Raw genomic sequence first — 17,309 nt, 5'->3', positions numbered from 1 at the left:
CCTTAAGAGTGTTGACGTTATTTACCCGACTTGACCTTGGTCCAGCTGCGGGTCATGAGTCGTTGGATCTTGGGCGGCAACTCGGAGTTGACGTAGAGCTTGTCGACGACCGCTTGCGGTGGGTAAACCGCTTCGTCGGTGCGTACTTTCTGGTCCATCAGCTCGCCAGCCTTCGGGTTCGGGTTGGCATAACCGACGGTGTCGCTGACCTGGGCGATGACTTCAGGCTTGAGCACATAGTTGATGAAGGCATGCGCCTGCTTGACGTTGGTGGCGTCGCGCGGGATCGCCAGCATGTCGAACCAGAGGTTGCCGCCTTCCTTGGGAATCACATAGGCGATTTCGACGCCCTTGCCGGCTTCGCTGGCACGTTCGCGGGCCTGGAAGATGTCGCCGGAGAAACCGGCGGCCACGCAGATCTCGCCGTTGGCCAGATCGGAGATGTACTTGGAGGAGTTGAAGTAGGTCACGTAAGGCCGGATCTTGAGGAGCTGGGCCTCGGCCTTCTTGTAGTCTTCGGGGTCTTCGCTGTTGGGGTTCAGGCCCAGGTAATTGAGCATCGCCGGGATCATCTCGTCGCCGGAGTCGAGGAACGAAACGCCGCAGTTGGAGAGCTTCTTGATGTTTTCCGGCTCGAACAGCATGGCCCACGAGTCGATCTTGTCGACGCCCAGGACCGCCTTGATCTTCTCGACGTTGTAGCCGATGCCATTGGTGCCCCACAGGTAAGGCACGGCGTACTGGTTGCCTGGGTCGTTCTTTTCCAGGCGCTTGAGCAGCACAGGGTCGAGGTTGGCATAGTTGGGCAACTGCGCCTTGTCGAGCTTCTGGAACGCCCCGGCCTTGATCTGTTTGCCCAGGAAGTGGTTGGACGGCACCACCACGTCATAACCGGTACGCCCGGCCAGCAACTTGCCTTCCAGGGTTTCGTTGGAATCGAACACGTCATACACCGGCTTGATGCCCGTGGCTTTTTCGAAATCCGCCAGGGTGGTCTCGCCGATGTAGTCCGACCAATTATAAATATGCACGGTGGAGGCGGCCTGGACGCTGACGGCGAGCGTCAGGCCGGCACCGACCAGCAAGGCGTTGCGTAACAAAGAAAAGACTGGCACGTGGAGGTCCTCTTAAATAGTTGGGCCCAAGTTGCCCCCGTTACTTGACCATGAGAGGCCCTGCAACAAAACCGGCGCGCAACTTACCCTCGATAAACCGATCCAGCAAAACTTTTAGTTATTTAATGGCTCCTGTTGCCGCCGCCGCGATGGCAGCGACAACAGGAAGATGCTTCAGGCCGGCTTATTTACCGGATTTGATCTTGGTCCAGCTGCGGGTCAGGATCCGCTGGGTCGCGGCTGGCAGGTCGGCAATCGCGTAAAGCTTGGCTTGCACGTCTGCCGGCGGGTAGATGCCCGGGTCGCTGGTGATTTCCTTGCTGACCAGCGGCGTAGAGGCCGCGTTGCCGTTCGGGAAGCTCACGGTGTCGGTGATTTCAGCCATGATTTCCGGCTTTTGCAGGAAGGTCATGAACTTGTAGGCACCCTCGACGTTCTCGGCATCCTTGGGGATGGCGACCATGTCGAAGAAGCTGCCAGCACCTTCCTTCGGAATGTTGTAGCTGACTTTAACCTTGCCGCCAGCTTCGGCCGCACGGGACTTGGCCTGGTAGATGTCGCCCGAGTAGCCGACCGCTACGCAGATGTTGCCGTTGGCCAGGTCGGAGATGTACTTGGAGGAGTGGAAGTAGCCGATCGAAGGACGGATCTTGAGGAACAGCGCTTCGGCTTCAGCCAGTTGCTTCTTGTCCTGGCTGTCGGTCGGATAGCCCAGGTAATGCAGCGCCACCGGGATCATTTCGGTCGGCGAATCGAGGAAGCTGATGCCGCAGGCTTTCAGCTTGGCCGCGTTTTCCGGCTTGAACAGCAAGTCCCACGAGTTGGTTGGAGCGTCGGCACCGAGGGCAGCCTTGACCTTCTCGGGGTTGAAGCCGATGCCGATCGACCCCCACATGTACGGGAAGGCGTGTTCGTTGCCCGGGTCGCTCACCGAAACGGCCTTGAGCAGGTCGGTATTCAGGTTTTTCCAGTTCGGCAACTTGGACTTGTCGAGTTTCTGGTAGACCCCGGCCTTGATCTGCTTGGCCAGGAAGTTGTTCGACGGCACCACGATGTCATAACCGGACTTGCCGGCCAGCAACTTGGCTTCCAGGGTTTCGTTGCTGTCGAATACGTCGTAGACGACTTTGATCCCCGATTCTTTCTCGAACTTGGCGACGGTGTCCGGCGCAATGTAGTCGGACCAGTTATAGACGTGCAGCACTTTATCGTCCGCCTGAACCGCGCCCGCCATCACGCCCATCAGGGACATGGCCAGGAGGGTCTTGCCAGCTATCTTCATACCTAATGTCTTCATGCCTAATGCCTTCATGAAAAAGTGCTCCAGTTATTCTTCTTAGCCACGTTCAGTAGCCGGCTCGCGGACAACTTGAACGGTCGGTAGTCTGGCAAGTTACAGGCCAGGCTTTCAACACAAGCCCAGCCTTTTATTCTCGCTGGGCGAGGCCCTTGCAGGCACCTCGCTCAGAGCCTAGCACTTAGCCTTGCAACGCACTGAGCGTCAGGTCCAGGCACTGCCGCGCCTTGGCCACTAACTCGTCGATCTCGGCCTTGCTGATCACCAGCGGCGGCGCAATGATCATGGTGTCGCCCACCGCGCGCATGATCAGCCCGTTATCGAAGCAGAACTGCCGGCAGATCATGCCCACGCCCTTGCCTTCGTAGCGCTTGCGCGTGGCCTTGTCCTGGACCAGTTCGATCGCTCCCAGCAAACCGACACCGCGCACTTCACCCACCAGAGGATGATCGTTCAGTTCCCGCAAACGCTTCTGCAAATAGGGTGCCGTTTCGCTGTGGACACGCTCGATGATCTTTTCGTCGCGCAGGATGCGGATGTTTTCCAGGGCCACCGCTGCGGCCACCGGGTGACCGGAGTAGGTAAACCCGTGGTTGAAGTCTCCGCCTTCGTTGAGCACCGCGACCACGTCGTCACGCACGATCAGCCCGCCCATGGGGATGTAGCCGGAGGTCAGGCCCTTGGCGATGGTCATCATGTGCGGTTTCAACTCGTAGTGATCGGTACCGAACCACTCACCGGTACGACCGAAACCACAGATCACCTCGTCGGCCACGAACAGGATGTCGTACTTGGCGAGGATTTCCTTCATGCGCGGCCAGTAGCTGTCCGGCGGCACGATCACGCCACCGGCGCCCTGGATCGGCTCGGCGATGAAGGCGCCGACGTTGTCCACGCCGAGCTCCAGGATCTTTTCTTCCAACTGATTGGCCGCCCACACGCCGAACTCTTCGGGGCTCATGTCGCCGCCTTCGCCGAACCAATAAGGTTGGGCGATGTGGACAATGCCCGGGATCGGCAGGTCGCCCTGCTCGTGCATATAGGTCATGCCGCCCAGGCTCGCGCCGGCCACGGTCGAACCGTGATAACCGTTCTTGCGGCTGATGATGACTTTCTTGTTCGGCTGGCCCTTGATCGCCCAATAGTGGCGGACCATCCGCAGCATGGTGTCGTTGCCTTCGGAGCCGGAACCAGTGAAGAACACGTGGTTCATGCCTTCTGGGGCGATGTCGGCGATGGCTTTGGACAACTCCAGCACTGGCGGGTGGGCCGTCTGGAAGAACAGGTTGTAGTACGGCAGCTCGCGCATCTGTTGGCTGGCGGCGTCGGCCAGCTCCTCGCGGCCATAACCGACGGCCACGCACCAGAGGCCGGCCATGCCGTCGAGGATCTTGTTGCCTTCACTGTCCCAGAGGTAGACACCCTTGGCGTGGGTGATGATGCGCGGGCCTTTCTCTTTGAGCTGTTTGAAGTCGCTGAACGGCGCCAGGTGGTGATCGTTGCTCAGGGCCTGCCATTCACGGGTTTGCGGGTTGTTGCGGGTCATGCCAATTCTCCTTTTATCGGTGAGGGCGAAGCCGCCTGAAGCAGCCTCGCCCGGCGCTTCAGACGGCGAAGAGCAGGAATTCCCGCTCCCACGAACTGATGACGCGCTTGAAGTTTTCATGCTCGGCCCGCTTGACCGCGACGTAGCCTGTGATGAATTTCTTGCCCAGGTATTTCTCGATGGTGGTGCTGTTTTCCATGCGTTCCAGGGCGTCTTCGATGGTCAGCGGCAAACGCAGGTTGCGGCGTTCGTAGCCTCGGCCCACCACCGGCGCGCTCGGGTTGATGCCTTCGACCATGCCGATGAAGCCACACAGCAGGCTGGCGGCAATCGCCAGGTACGGGTTGGCATCGGCGCCCGGCAAGCGGTTTTCCACCCGACGGTTCTGCGGCCCGGCATCCGGCACGCGCAGGCCCACGGTGCGGTTCTCTTCGCCCCACTCCACGTTCACCGGCGCCGACGTGTCCGGCAGGAAGCGGCGGAACGAATTGACGTTGGGGGCAAACAGCGGCAATAGCTCGGGGATGAATTTCTGCAGGCCACCGATGTGGTGCAGGAACAGATCGCTCATGGTCCCGTCTTCATTGGAGAAGACGTTCTTGCCGGTTTCCTTGTCGATGATGCTCTGGTGCAGGTGCATCGCACTGCCCGGCTCGCCGGTCATGGGCTTGGCCATGAAGGTGGCAGCTACGTCGTGCTTGAGTGCCGCCTCGCGCATGGTGCGCTTGAACACCAGGATCTGGTCGGCCAGGGACAGGGCATCGCCATGACGGAAATTGATTTCCATCTGCGCCGTGCCGTCCTCGTGGATCAGGGTATCGAGGTCCAGTTCCTGCAGTTCGCACCAGTCGTAGACGTCTTCGAACAGCGGGTCGAATTCGTTGGCCGCTTCGATCGAAAAGGACTGCCGGCCGGTTTCCGGACGGCCGGAGCGGCCAACGGGCGGTTGCAGTGGAAAGTCCGGGTCGTCGCTGCGCTTGGTCAGGTAGAACTCCATTTCCGGCGCGACGATCGGCTGCCAACCCTTGTCGGCGTAGAGCTTGAGTACTTTCTTGAGCACATTGCGCGGCGACAGCTCGATGGGGTTGCCCTGCTTGTCGTAAGCGTCGTGGATGACCTGGGCTGTGGGCTCGATGGCCCAGGGCACAAGGAATACTGCGTTCTCGTCCGGGCGACAGATCATGTCGATGTCGGCAGGGTCGAGCAGTTCGTAATAGATGTCGTCTTCGACATAGTCGCCCGTAACGGTCTGGAGCAGAACGCTCTCGGGCAGGCGCATGCCTTTCTCGGCGATGAACTTGTTGGTCGGCGAGATCTTGCCCCGGGTGATACCGGTGAGGTCGCCAATCATGCATTCGACTTCTGTGATCTTGTGGTCTTTCAACCAATCGGTGAGCTGGTCGAGGTTGTTACTCATAAATGCCTCTAGGCGTGAGTTTCCTGACGGCTATTAGTCGTCAGGCGTTGTTTGACGCATCGGCGTCGCGTTGTGCTGCCCTTGCTCGGCAGGCATCGCCAAATGCCTGGAAAATCGCAAGGTAGTGCGGGTTAGAGCTTACCTCCCATTCGGGGTGCCATTGCACACCTAAAGCAAAAGCCTTGCCTCCTGGCACCGAAACAGCCTCGATCAGGCCGTCGGGGGCCACCGCTTCGGCCCGCAACCCAGGTGCCAGGCGCTCGATGCCTTGGCTGTGGATCGAGTTGACTTCTATTCGCTGGGGCAACCCCAACCCTGCAAGTACACCACCAGGCTGGATATGCACGGCATGGGCAGGACCGTATTGGACATCCACCGCTTGAGTATCGTCTTCACGATGATCGATGAACGTTCCGACTTCATGAACTTTCTGATGCAGGCTGCCGCCAAAGGCTACGTTCATCTCCTGGAAACCTCGGCAAATGCCCAGCACCGGGATACCCGCATCGACAGCGGCGCGGATCAGCGGCAAGGTGGTGGCGTCCCGTGCAGGATCATGAGCAGTGCCTGGCGCGCTGGCCGGGCCCTGGTAATGAAAAGGTTCTACATTGGAAGGAGAGCCAGTCAGAAGAATGCCGTCCAGGGCGTCCAGAATATCGGACGGCGGGAACAGATCCGCCAGGGACGGGATCAGCACTGGCAAGCCCTTGGCGGCTGTTGCGACAGCCCGGGAATATTTTTCGCCACTGATGTGATAAGCATGCAGACCAATCTGCCTGGAGCAGGTGGTGACGCCGATTAACGGCAGGCGAGACATGAAGCACCCCGGTATTATTGCTGTTATGGGTTTGAATCGAGCTTAGCCTTGTTCATTTTTTTACACAACACCCCCGTAAAAAATACAACACGGCGCGCTCAAGCCTGCGGGCGCCAAGCCCTCTAAAGGGAAAAAAACGCCCCAAATTGCCTCAAAAAAGCCCTTGAGGTGCTTTTTTAGGGCAAAAAAGGCCCTGCTTGACTTCGGCATGCCGTTCGGGTTGACTGGCTTTCGAAGAGATCAATGATTGATATTTTTAACAACAAAGGTGTTGCATCATGTCGGTACCCCCGCGTGCCGTTCAGCTTAACGAAGCGAACGCGTTCCTTAAGGAACATCCTGAGGTTCTGTACGTTGACCTTCTGATTGCGGATATGAATGGTGTGGTGCGCGGCAAGCGCATAGAACGCACCAGCCTCCACAAGGTTTACGAGAAAGGCATCAACCTGCCGGCCTCTTTATTTGCCCTGGATATCAATGGCTCTACGGTGGAAAGCACCGGCCTGGGTCTGGACATCGGCGATGCCGACCGGATCTGCTATCCAATCCCTGACACCCTGTGCAACGAGCCTTGGCAGAAGCGCCCTACTGCGCAACTGTTGATGACCATGCACGAACTCGAAGGCGAGCCTTTCTTCGCCGACCCACGTGAAGTCCTGCGCCAAGTCGTGACCAAGTTCGATGAACTGGGCCTGACCATCTGCGCCGCATTCGAGCTGGAGTTCTACCTGATCGACCAGGAGAACGTGAATGGACGCCCACAACCGCCCCGCTCGCCGATCTCCGGCAAACGCCCGCACTCGACCCAGGTCTACCTGATCGATGACCTCGACGAATACGTCGATTGCCTCCAGGACATTCTGGAAGGGGCCAAGGAGCAAGGCATTCCCGCCGACGCCATCGTCAAGGAAAGTGCCCCGGCGCAGTTCGAAGTGAACCTGCACCACGTGGCCGACCCGATCAAGGCCTGCGACTATGCGGTCCTGCTCAAGCGTCTGATCAAGAACATCGCCTACGACCATGAAATGGACACCACCTTCATGGCCAAGCCGTATCCGGGCCAGGCGGGTAATGGTCTGCACGTCCACATCTCGATTCTTGATAAAGATGGCAAGAATATTTTTGCCAGCGAGGATCCCGAGCAGAACGCCGCACTGCGTCACGCGATCGGCGGTGTGCTCGAGACCCTGCCCGCGCAGATGGCTTTCCTCTGCCCGAACGTCAACTCCTACCGTCGTTTCGGCGCACAGTTCTACGTGCCCAACTCGCCGACCTGGGGCCTGGACAACCGCACCGTGGCTTTGCGCGTCCCTACCGGTTCGGCCGATGCCGTGCGCCTGGAACACCGCGTCGCCGGTGCCGATGCCAACCCGTACCTGCTGATGGCCTCCGTGTTGGCAGGCGTGCACCACGGCCTGGTCAACAAAATCGAGCCCGGTGCGCCGGTGGAAGGCAACAGCTACGAGCAGAACGAGCAAAGCCTGCCGAACAACTTGCGCGATGCCCTGCGCGAACTGGACGACAGCGAAGTCATGGCCAAGTACATCGATCCGAAATACATCGATATCTTCGTGGCCTGCAAGGAAAGTGAGCTGGAAGAGTTCGAACACTCCATCTCCGACCTCGAGTACAACTGGTACCTGCATACCGTGTAAGGGGTTGCAGTAAAAATGACGCCGCAGGCCTTCAGGGCTGCGGCGTTTTTTTATGGTTGTTCACCCACCATTGTGGCGAGGGGATTTATCCCCGCTGGGCTGCGTAGCACCCCCCGCCCCAAACAGTCACCTAAATCTGTCTGATCCACCGAGTTGTCTGGTTTTAGGGCTGCTTCGCAACCCAGCGGGGATAAATCCCCTCGCCACAGATAAATCCATGCAACAAGAAACCCTCTCCAGCAAGTGCAGCTAGCTATGGACCCTCCCCTCGCTCTGCGTACAATGCCCGCCAGCCCCGCAGGAGACAGCCATGACGCGCATCGCCACCCCTCGCAAACCCCGCGCACGCAGCCAGGCCCGGATCGACACCATTCTCGATGCCGCCCGGACGCTGCTTGCCGCCGAAGGCGTGGCCAGCTTGTCGATCTACAGCGTCGCCGAGCGCGCCGGGATCCCGCCCTCCTCCGTGTACCATTTTTTCGCCAGCGTCCCGGCCCTGCTCGAAGCCCTGACCGCCGACGTCCACGCCGCTTTTCGCGCGGGCCTGCAAGCACCGATCGATCATGCAGCGCTGAACCATTGGCACGACCTGTCACGGCTGGTGGAACAGCGCATGCTCGCCATCTACAACCAGGACGCCGCCGCTCGCCAGCTGATCCTGGCCCAGCACGGCCTGACCGAAGTCACCCAGGCCGACCGCCAACACGATCTCGAGCTGAGTGACTTGATGCACAAGGTGTTCGACCACCATTTCGCCCTGCCGCCCCTGCCCGGCGACGTCGACGTGTTCGCCCTGGCCATGGAACTGGGCGACCGCGTCTACGCCCGCTCGATACAGCAGCACGGCCACATCACACCGCGCATGGCCGAAGAAGGCATGCGGGTATTCGATGCCTACCTGGGGTTGTACCTGCCGCCGTATTTGCCCAAGCGTTCTGATTGATCGTCCCCACGCTCCGCGTGGGAATGCAGCCAGGGACGCTCCGCGTCCCCAAAGAGCCGAACGCGGAGCGTCCGTAGAGCCATTACCACGCAGAGCGTGGGAACGATCAACAATGCAGCCAGGGCCCAAAAAACAAAAAAGCCCCGAAGGGCTCGCGCCGTCCGGGGCAGCGGGTGAACCATCGCTCACAACTTGGCGATAGACACCTCGGTGGATTTGACGAAGGCAATCACTTCGCTGCCAATCGCCAGTTCCAGCTCCTTGACCGAGCGGGTGGTGATGACCGAAGTGACGATGCCCGACGCGGTCTGCACGTCGATTTCCGACAGCACGTCGCCTTCGACGATTTCCTTGATGGTGCCTTTGAACTGGTTGCGGACGTTGATGGCTTTGATAGTCATGGTGTCGATTCCTGTATGGATGAAGTTATTGCGCCCAACGCAGTTGCGTGGGCAAGGGTGAAACAGGTTCGGGTTCCGGCGGTTGGCCGGGCAAGGACAGCACGCGGTTGAGGACTTCGGTTTCCAGGCTCGCCAGGCGATGTGAGCCGCGAACCCGTGGGCGCGGCAGGTCGATAGGCAGGTCGAGGCCGATCTGGCCGTCCTCGATCAGGATCACCCGATCGGCAATCGCTACCGCCTCGCTGACGTCATGGGTCACCAGCAACACCGTAAAGCCGTGCTGCTGCCAGAGGTTTTCGATCAGTTGCTGCATCTCGATGCGGGTCAGTGCGTCCAGCGCCCCCAAGGGTTCATCGAGCAGCAACAGGCGTGGCTGATGAATCAGCGCGCGGGCCAGGGCCACTCGTTGTTTCTGCCCGCCGGACAGCGCCGCCGGCCACTCATGGGCACGGTCGGCCAAACCCACGGCTTCCAGTGCTTGCAGCGCCTGCGGGCGCCAGTTGCCCTTTAGTCCAAGGCCGACGTTGTCGATGACTTTTTTCCAAGGCAGCAAACGCGCTTCCTGGAACATCAACCGCGTGTCCTGTTGCGCGGCACTCAACGCTGCCGAGCCCGCCGACAGTTGGCCGTCGGTGGGTTGATCGAGACCGGCCAGCAACCGCAGCAAGGTACTTTTGCCACAGCCACTGCGACCGACCACGGCCACGAACTGTCCGGCCGGGATATGCAGGTCGATATCGCGCAACACCTGGCGTGTACCGAAGGTTTTTTGCAGCTTGCGCACTGCCAGCGGGATGCCACGCAGCAGGCGCGGAGGTTGTTGGGCGGTCATGCGGCACCTCCCTTGTCCACCTGGTAGGCCGGGTGCCAACGCAGCCAGACCCGCTCAAGCCCACGGGCGGCAAGGTCGGCCAATTTGCCCAGCACGGCGTAGAGAAGAATCGCCAACACCACCACATCGGTCTGCAGGAACTCCCGGGCATTCATCGCCAGATAGCCGATGCCGGCGCTGGCCGAGATGGTTTCCGCCACGATCAGCGTCAGCCACATGAAACCCAGGGCAAAGCGCACGCCCACCAGGATCGAAGGCAGGGCGCCAGGCAGGATCACTTGGCGAAACAGGCGCAAGCCAGACAAACCGTAGCTGCGGGACATTTCCACCAGTGCCGGGTCGACGTTGCGAATGCCGTGGTAGGTGTTGAGGTAGATCGGGAACAACGTCCCCAGCGCCACCAGGAAAATCTTCGCCGACTCATCAATGCCAAACCACAGGATCACCAACGGAATCAGCGCCAGGTGCGGGATGTTCCGGAGCATTTGCACGGAACTGTCCAGCAGACGCTCGCCCCATTTCGACAAACCAGTGATGAAGCCCAGGGCCAGGCCGATGCCGCCGCCGATCAGGAATCCGACTGCTGCCCGCCAGCCGCTGATCGCCAGGTGCGTCCAGATCTCGCCGCTGCGCACCAGGTTGGCCCCGGCCTCGATCACGGCCACGGGTGCCGGCAGGATCCGCGTGGATAACCAACCGGTCGACACCGACAGTTGCCATACCGCCAGCAATAGCAGCGGCACCGCCCAGGGCGCGAGGTTGTGGATGATTTTCTTCATGGCCGCCTCAGCTCTGGGACGCGGCTTTGGGAAGAATATCGTTGGCGACCATTTCACCGAACGGGCTCACATAACCCTGGCTTTTCGGCAGTTCCGGGCGCTCCACGTCCAGGTGGGGGAACAGCAGTTCCGCCACGCGATAGGACTCTTCCAGGTGCGGATAACCGGAGAAGATGAAGGTGTCGATGCCAAGCTCGGCGTATTCCTTGACCCGCGCCGCCACGGTCGGGCCATCGCCCACCAGCGCCGTACCCGCCCCGCCGCGAACCAGGCCGACGCCGGCCCAGAGGTTGGGGCTGACTTCCAGCTTGTCGCGACGGCCACCGTGCAGGGCGGCCATGCGTTGCTGGCCCACTGAGTCGAAGCGCGCCAGGGAAGCCTGGGCCCGAGCGATGGTCTCGTCGTCCAGGTGGGAGATCAGCCGGTCGGCCGCTTGCCAGGCTTCGGCGTTGGTCTCGCGCACGATCACATGCAAGCGGATGCCGAAGCGTACGGTGCGACCGAGCTTCGCGGCCTTGGCCCGCACCTGTTGGATTTTTTCCGCGACGGCTGCTGGCGGCTCGCCCCAGGTCAGCACCATTTCCACCTGCTCGGCTGCCAAGTCCTGGGCGGCTTCCGACGAGCCACCGAAATACAGCGGCGGACGCGGTTGCTGGATCGGTGGGTAGAGCAGCTTGGCGCCCTTAACACTGATGTGCTCACCGTCGTAATCCACGGTTTCGCCTTCCAGCACCCGACGCCAGATACGAGTGAATTCCACCGACGCCTGGTAGCGTTGTTCGTGGTCAAGGAACAGGCCGTCGCCGGCCAACTCATCCGGGTCGCCGCCGGTCACCAGGTTGAACAGCGCCCGCCCGCCGGACAACCGGTCGAGGGTCGCAGCCTGACGCGCGGCCACCGTCGGGGAAATGATCCCGGGGCGCAGGGCGACGAGGAACTTCAGGCGCTGGGTCACGGGAATCAACGAAGCGGCCACCAGCCAGGAGTCCTCGCAGGAACGCCCGGTTGGGATCAGCACGCCACCGAAACCCAGTCGATCCGCTGCCTGGGCAATCTGTTGCAAGTAGCCGTGATCGACGGCGCGGGCGCCTTCGGCGGTGCCAAGGTAGTGGCCGTCACCGTGGGTAGGCAGGAACCAGAAAATATTGAGGCTCATGGAGTGGTCTCCTAAGGGATCGAATTACTGCGCTTTCGCAACGGCCGCCGGCGGCGTCCAGATCACGTCCTTGATGCTCAAGGGCTTGGGAATCAATTTGAGCTGATAGAAGCTGTCGGCGATTTTCTGCTGCGCCGCCACCACCTCCGGCGTAAGGAACAACGCCCCGTAGCCTTGGCGCTTCACCGACGTCAGGGTGATGTCGGCAGGCAGGCCCAGCAGCGGCGATACCTGCTTGGTCACGTCGTCAGGATTGGCCTTGGACCACTCCCCCACTGCGCGCACCTCTTCCACCAGCGTCGTGATGACCTGAGGATTCTTTTGCGCATAGGGTTTGGTGGCGAGGTAGAACTGGTGGTTATCGACGATGCCCTTGCCGTCACGCAGGGTGCGTGCCTGCAATTGCTGTTCGGCGGCAGCCTGGTACGGGTCCCAGATCACCCAGGCGTCGACGCTGCCACGCTCGAAAGCGGCGCGGGCGTCGGCCGGAGGCAGGAACACGGTCTGGATGTCGGAATATTCCAGGCCGGCATCTTCCAGCGCCCGCACCAGCAGGTAGTGGACGTTGGAGCCTTTGTTCAGCGCGACTTTCTTGCCCTTCAGCTCTTGCACCGACTGGATGGCCGACCCCTTGGGCACGAGGATGGCTTCGCTGGTGGGTGCCGGTGGCTCATAAGCGACATAGAGCAGATCGGCGCCCGCGGCCTGGGCAAACACCGGCGGGGTTTCGCCGGTCACGCCAAAGTCGATGGAGCCGACGTTCAAGCCTTCCAGCAGCTGCGGGCCGCCGGGAAACTCGGTCCATTGCACGTCCACGCCTTGGGCGGCGAGGCGTTTCTCCAACGAGCCCTTGGCCTTGAGCAGCACCAGGGTGCCGTATTTCTGGTAACCGATCCGCAAGGTCTCGGCTTGAGCTTGAGTAATGACGCCGAGGGACACAGCCGCAGCAAACAGAGCGACCAGCCCGCGACGCAAAATGACAGTGCGCATGGCGCCTCTCCTTTTTGCTGTGGGGTTTTGGCTGCACCTGCTGGGCCGTTGGCGGCTGAGTAAGGTGAGTTGAATCAGAGTTCGGGGTTCAAATGCTCCAGCGAGCACTCAACAAACGTTCGTTCAATACACTGGGATCCAGCGGCCTGGGCCGACGGGCCATGGCGCTGAAAAACTGTTCCAGCGCCTCGTCCAGGCGCTGTTGCAGGGCCGGTGCCAATTGCGCCTGGGCGCTGCCTTCGCCGTAAGCGATCTGGCTGTCTTCGGCAAAGATCCCATGGAGCATTTCCTGGGCCTTGAGCGCCGACAACACCGGCTTGAGGGCGTAATCCACCGCCAGCATATGGGCGATGCTGCCGCCGGTGGCCATGGGCAGCACCACCTTATGGGCCAGGGCCCGTTCAGGCAGCAAGTCCAGTACGGTCTTCAGCGCACCGGAAAAAGACGCCTTGTACACCGGCGTGGCAATCAACAGGCCATCGGCATTTTCGATCTGCTGGAGCAGGTCGACGACCTTCGGGCTGTCGAAACGGGCATGGAGCAGATCTTCGGCCGGGAAGTCGCGCACCTGATAGCTCACCACTTCCACACCTTGCTGCTGCAACCAGCGTTGCGACCGCTCCAGCAGCACCCCGGAGCGGGAGCGTTGACTGGGACTGCCACCGAGTGAGACGACCAACATGCCTGCTATTCCTTAACTGTCACGTGCGATTCGCGGTGGGCGATCTCGCTGTATGGGGCAAACCATAACAGGGGATTTATATATCTTTAAATCATATTTATTCATTTGGTTATGCAATTAAGAGATATGCAACTCGCTCTCTTTTAAGCAATAAAAAAGGCCGTCGAAACGGCCAAACCCTTGGTGCACAGGTACTGATCGTTACCACGCTCTGCGTGGGAATGCAGCCAGGGACGCTCTGCGTCCCAAAGCCGAACGCGGAGCGTCCGTTGAGGCGTTCCCACGCAAGCGTGGGAACGATCATCAGATCAGGTTCAGGTGTTGCCTCAGCGATTGGGCTGCGGGGTCAGGCGCAGGTAAGGTTTCACGGCACGGTAACCCTTGGGGAAGCGCTGCTTGAGTTCCTCTTCATCCTTGAGCGACGGCACGATCACCACTTCATCACCGTCCTGCCAGTTGGCCGGGGTGGCGACTTTGTAGTTGTCGGTCAATTGGAGCGAGTCGATCACCCGCAGGATCTCATTGAAATTGCGCCCGGTGCTGGCCGGGTAGGTAATGGTCAGGCGGATCTTCTTGTTCGGGTCGATCACGAACAAGGAACGCACAGTCAACGTGTCGCTGGCATTAGGGTGGATCAGGTCATACAGGTCCGACACCTTGCGATCGGCATCGGCCAGGATCGGAAAATTGACCACGGCGTTCTGGGTCTCGTTGATGTCCTCGATCCATTTGTGGTGCGAGTCCACCGGGTCAACCGAGAGGGCAATGGCCTTGACCCCGCGCTGGGCGAATTCATCCTTGAGCTTGGCGGTCAGGCCCAACTCGGTGGTGCACACCGGGGTGAAATCCGCCGGGTGGGAAAACAGCACGCCCCAGCTGTCACCGAGCCATTCGTGGAAACGGATCTTGCCGGCGCTGGAATCCTGTTCGAAGTCGGGGGCGATGTCGCCGAGTCTGAGGCTCATGGTGGGGCTCCTGGATGGTTGTTGTGGGACCAACTGTGCACCGGTTTTCATTGCTTTAAAAAGAATGAATACCCATTTATTTAGATCATTAGTGAATATAAAAAACTGTTCACTGGCGCCCTGGCGCATAGCGGCCCAAGATCATTTCCGAGGTTCGAGAAGGCCTCGAGTTGCTGAAAAGAGGAGAAGGTTCGGGGAAGGCTACAGGGGTGGGCCAGACCCGAAACGCAAAAGCCCCGCCCGGCGTACTGCCGGGCGGGGGTTTTTTTGTTTTGTACCCACACTACGGAAATTATTGAGGCGATTTGAGGACGAGCGGCTAGGATAGGCAGCATGAACACTCAAGCCTTATTAACTCATCTGCAAAACCACCTCCCTGGTCTGCTGGCGGTTTACCTGTTTGGTAGCCATGCGCAGGGAACCGCCGGGCCTGACAGTGATGTCGATTTGGCCGTGCTCTTGTCCGGCGAGGTTGACCCTGTGTCGTTATGGCAGCTTTCAGGGGATTTGGCAGATATCGCTGGCAGTCCGGTGGATCTGATTGACCTACGTGCGACAACCACCGTCATGCAATATCAGATCGTGACCCGAGGCCAGAGACTCTGGGCCCGCGACGTACAGGCGGGGTTGTTCGAGTGTTTTGTTCTCAGCGAAAAGACCGCTCTCGACGAGGCTCGGGCAGGCTTGCTCAAGGATATTCAGGAAGAAGGCAGCGTGTATGGCCGATGACGTACTGATCAACAAAGCAGCGAGTATCGAGCGTTGTATCGCCCGGGTGCGGGAGGAATACGAGAAGGATCCCGCTACATTTGCCACCGATTTCACTCGCCAGGATTCGGCTGTTCTGAATATCCAGCGTGCATGTGAAGCGGCGCTGGATATAGGGCAGCATTTGATTCGACGTGAGCGGTTGGGTGTCCCGCAAAGCTCCCGGGATGTGTTCGAGTTGCTTTTCCAAAGTGGCTGGGTGGAAGATGGTTTGGTGAAAAATCTGAAGAACATGGTGGGCTTCAGGAACATCGCCGTGCATGACTATCAAGCTCTGCAACTGCCGATCATGGTTGCGATCATTACCGGCCATCTGGACGATTTCCTGGCATTCAGTGCGTTCGTCCTGCGTAAGGACGCGAGGGAGTCGGCGTCATAGCACTGGGTCGTCGCGGCAGAAGGAGTAAGGGATAGAGCTTGCTACCTGCCGCCGAAAACGCAAAAGCCCCGTCCGGCGTGATGCCGGGCGGGGCTTTTTTTCGTCAGGTGAGCGCGTTGCTTACAGCAGCGGGATCGAATAACTGACGATCAGGCGGTTTTCATCCTGGTCGCGCTGACCTGGGATGTCGTTACGCCAGGTAGCGTTTTTCCACATCACGCCAACGTTCTTCAGCGCACCTTCCGGTACGACGTAGCCAACAGTGATGTCACGTTCCCACTCGGTCTTGTCACCAGTGGCGTGGTCGATGTTGTCGCCGCGCAGGTAGATGACACCAGCGGTCAAGCCAGGAACGCCGAGCTTGGCGAAGTCGTACGAGTAGCGACCCTGCCAGGTACGTTCACCGGCACGGGCGAACTTGGCGATTTGCATGTCGGTGGTCAGGTAAGCCGACGACCCGTCGCCCTGGTTCAGCCAAGGGAAATCACTGTCGCCGTTGCTCGCTTGGTAACCACCACCAAAGGTGTGACCGGCAACGGTGTACAGAAACAGGCCGCTGTACAGGTTGTTGTCGACCTTGCCCTTGGTGACGCTGCCGCCATAGTAGCCAGTGGTGTAGTAGGTGGAGTCATGACCATTGGCGCCGTCGCTGCGGCTGTTGAAATAACGCAGGTCGGACTTCAGTACACCCGGGCCGATGGCCCAGTTGTGGATCAGGCCCAGGAAGTGTTGCTTGTAGAAGTCTTCCAGGTTGCCGTAGTAGTACTGGGCAGTCAGGTCCTTGGTGATTTTGTAGTCACCGCCACCGTAGATGAACTTGTTGCTGTCACGACCGCTGGCGGTACGACCGTTCGCACCGGCAATGGACAACTCCTCGTTGTTGCTTGAGTTACGCCCCTTGGCGTGCTCGATCTGGCCGCCGACGAGCGTCAGGTCCTTGATCTCGTTCGAGGTGATCTGGCCACCCTGAAAGGTTTGCGGCAGCAGACGACCATCGTTGGTCACGATGACCGGCAGTTTTGGCTGCAGGGTGCCCAGCTTCAGCTCGGTCTGGGATATCTTCGCCTTGGCGGTCAGGCCCAGGCTGGAGAAGTTATCCACCGCTTCGCCGTTGGACTTGCTCGGGAAGACCGTGCCGCCGTAGCTGTTATTGGAGGCACCGTTGGTACCGCCGCCCGAATCCAGCCTGATACCCAGCAGGCCGATAGCATCGATACCGAAGCCGACGGTGCCTTGGGTGTAGCCGGAAGTGAAGCGCAGGTCGAAACCTTGGCCCCATTCTTCAGACTTGTTCGTTGTAGCAGCCGAATCACGGTTATCCGTGTTGATGTAGAAGTTGCGCAGACCCAAGGTAGCCTTGCTGTCTTCGATAAAACCGGCGGCGCCTGCCTGCTGCGCCAGAACCCCAACGGCCACTGCCAGGGCCAAGGTGGACTTGTTCATGCTTCGCTCCTCTCGTTTTCTAATTCTTGTGTATCTTTGGCTCCGGATCGAACGCCCGGATTCCGCGGATGCGCGATTAGCGCCAGACCGTGACTGACAAGTCAATCGTAAGCATTTATGACTA

17 protein-coding genes are annotated in these 17,309 nt (G+C 59.9%); 4 read left to right on the top strand and 13 right to left on the bottom strand.

Annotated elements, in window-relative coordinates; translation table 11 throughout:
* Window positions 1–17: 17 nt before the first annotated feature.
* The 5 genes from TK06_RS22605 to TK06_RS31160 form a co-directional block, all read right to left on the bottom strand.
* Entirely contained in the window at window positions 18–1,115 is a 1,098-nt protein-coding gene (locus TK06_RS22605) for a polyamine ABC transporter substrate-binding protein (protein ID WP_063323900.1), read from the bottom strand.
* Window positions 1,116–1,299: 184 nt separating this feature from the next.
* The gene (locus tag TK06_RS22600) at window positions 1,300–2,397 is read right to left on the bottom strand and encodes a polyamine ABC transporter substrate-binding protein (protein ID WP_063323899.1); all 1,098 of its coding nucleotides are present in this window, start codon (window positions 2,395–2,397) and stop codon (window positions 1,300–1,302) included.
* Between the two features lie 196 nt (window positions 2,398–2,593).
* On the bottom strand, window positions 2,594–3,958 hold the full coding sequence (locus tag TK06_RS22595) for an aspartate aminotransferase family protein (protein ID WP_063323898.1): 1,365 nt from the start codon (window positions 3,956–3,958) through the stop codon (window positions 2,594–2,596).
* Window positions 3,959–4,016: 58 nt separating this feature from the next.
* Window positions 4,017–5,375 carry a glutamine synthetase family protein gene (locus TK06_RS22590; RefSeq protein WP_018610575.1) on the bottom strand — a complete coding sequence of 453 codons (1,359 nt, stop codon included), beginning with the start codon at window positions 5,373–5,375 and terminating at the stop codon, window positions 4,017–4,019.
* Window positions 5,376–5,415: 40 nt separating this feature from the next.
* A complete protein-coding gene (locus TK06_RS31160; protein WP_086936699.1) occupies window positions 5,416–6,192 on the bottom strand; it encodes a gamma-glutamyl-gamma-aminobutyrate hydrolase family protein in 777 nt (258 codons plus the stop codon).
* A 278-nt stretch (window positions 6,193–6,470) separates the two neighbouring features.
* On the opposite strand from TK06_RS31160, the gene TK06_RS22580 reads away from it, so the two are divergent.
* Window positions 6,471–7,847: a glutamine synthetase family protein gene (locus tag TK06_RS22580; RefSeq protein ID WP_014340747.1), complete on the top strand. Its 1,377-nt coding sequence runs from the start codon at window positions 6,471–6,473 to the stop codon at window positions 7,845–7,847.
* Window positions 7,848–8,157: 310 nt separating this feature from the next.
* Complete coding sequence (locus TK06_RS22575) at window positions 8,158–8,790, top strand: TetR/AcrR family transcriptional regulator (protein WP_063323896.1); 633 nt, start codon at window positions 8,158–8,160, stop codon at window positions 8,788–8,790.
* 185 nt (window positions 8,791–8,975) lie between these two features.
* On the opposite strand, the gene TK06_RS22570 is transcribed toward TK06_RS22575, so the two are convergent.
* The 7 genes from TK06_RS22570 to TK06_RS22540 all read right to left on the bottom strand — a co-directional run bounded on the left by TK06_RS22570 (window position 8,976) and on the right by TK06_RS22540 (window position 14,595).
* Window positions 8,976–9,191, bottom strand: coding sequence for a TOBE domain-containing protein (locus TK06_RS22570; protein ID WP_003177394.1), 216 nt, complete (start codon window positions 9,189–9,191; stop codon window positions 8,976–8,978).
* Window positions 9,192–9,216: 25 nt separating this feature from the next.
* Window positions 9,217–10,023, bottom strand: coding sequence for an aliphatic sulfonates ABC transporter ATP-binding protein (gene ssuB / locus TK06_RS22565; RefSeq protein ID WP_063323895.1), 807 nt, complete (start codon window positions 10,021–10,023; stop codon window positions 9,217–9,219).
* The gene (gene ssuC / locus TK06_RS22560) at window positions 10,020–10,802 is read right to left on the bottom strand and encodes an aliphatic sulfonate ABC transporter permease SsuC (protein WP_063323894.1); all 783 of its coding nucleotides are present in this window, start codon (window positions 10,800–10,802) and stop codon (window positions 10,020–10,022) included. Before ssuC ends, ssuB begins: the two co-directional genes overlap by 4 nt.
* Before the next feature lie 7 nt (window positions 10,803–10,809).
* Complete coding sequence (ssuD, locus tag TK06_RS22555) at window positions 10,810–11,958, bottom strand: FMNH2-dependent alkanesulfonate monooxygenase (protein ID WP_063323893.1); 1,149 nt, start codon at window positions 11,956–11,958, stop codon at window positions 10,810–10,812.
* Window positions 11,959–11,982: 24 nt separating this feature from the next.
* The gene (locus TK06_RS22550; protein WP_063323892.1) at window positions 11,983–12,948 is read right to left on the bottom strand and encodes a sulfonate ABC transporter substrate-binding protein; all 966 of its coding nucleotides are present in this window, start codon (window positions 12,946–12,948) and stop codon (window positions 11,983–11,985) included.
* 88 nt (window positions 12,949–13,036) lie between these two features.
* Window positions 13,037–13,630 carry an NADPH-dependent FMN reductase gene (gene ssuE, locus TK06_RS22545; protein WP_063323891.1) on the bottom strand — a complete coding sequence of 198 codons (594 nt, stop codon included), beginning with the start codon at window positions 13,628–13,630 and terminating at the stop codon, window positions 13,037–13,039.
* A 326-nt stretch (window positions 13,631–13,956) separates the two neighbouring features.
* On the bottom strand, window positions 13,957–14,595 hold the full coding sequence (locus TK06_RS22540; RefSeq protein ID WP_024617266.1) for a peroxiredoxin: 639 nt from the start codon (window positions 14,593–14,595) through the stop codon (window positions 13,957–13,959).
* A gap of 333 nt (window positions 14,596–14,928) precedes the next feature.
* On the opposite strand from TK06_RS22540, the gene mntA reads away from it, so the two are divergent.
* Both mntA and hepT read left to right on the top strand, forming a co-directional pair.
* A complete protein-coding gene (gene mntA / locus TK06_RS22535; protein WP_063323890.1) occupies window positions 14,929–15,324 on the top strand; it encodes a type VII toxin-antitoxin system MntA family adenylyltransferase antitoxin in 396 nt (131 codons plus the stop codon).
* Window positions 15,314–15,742, top strand: a complete 429-nt coding sequence (hepT, locus tag TK06_RS22530; protein ID WP_063323889.1) for a type VII toxin-antitoxin system HepT family RNase toxin — start codon at window positions 15,314–15,316, stop codon at window positions 15,740–15,742. The genes mntA and hepT overlap by 11 nt, the downstream gene beginning before the upstream one ends.
* A gap of 120 nt (window positions 15,743–15,862) precedes the next feature.
* Here hepT and TK06_RS22525 read toward each other — a convergent pair whose 3' ends face one another.
* A complete protein-coding gene (locus TK06_RS22525) occupies window positions 15,863–17,185 on the bottom strand; it encodes an OprD family porin (RefSeq protein ID WP_063323888.1) in 1,323 nt (440 codons plus the stop codon).
* Between the last annotated feature and the right edge of the window lie 124 nt (window positions 17,186–17,309).

This window comes from Pseudomonas fluorescens, assembly GCF_001623525.1.
In the GTDB taxonomy this organism is placed as follows: Bacteria; Pseudomonadota; Gammaproteobacteria; order Pseudomonadales; family Pseudomonadaceae; genus Aquipseudomonas; species Aquipseudomonas fluorescens_Q.
Note: the sequence above shows the minus strand (reverse complement) of the source record. Positions and strands in the feature narration are given on the sequence as shown.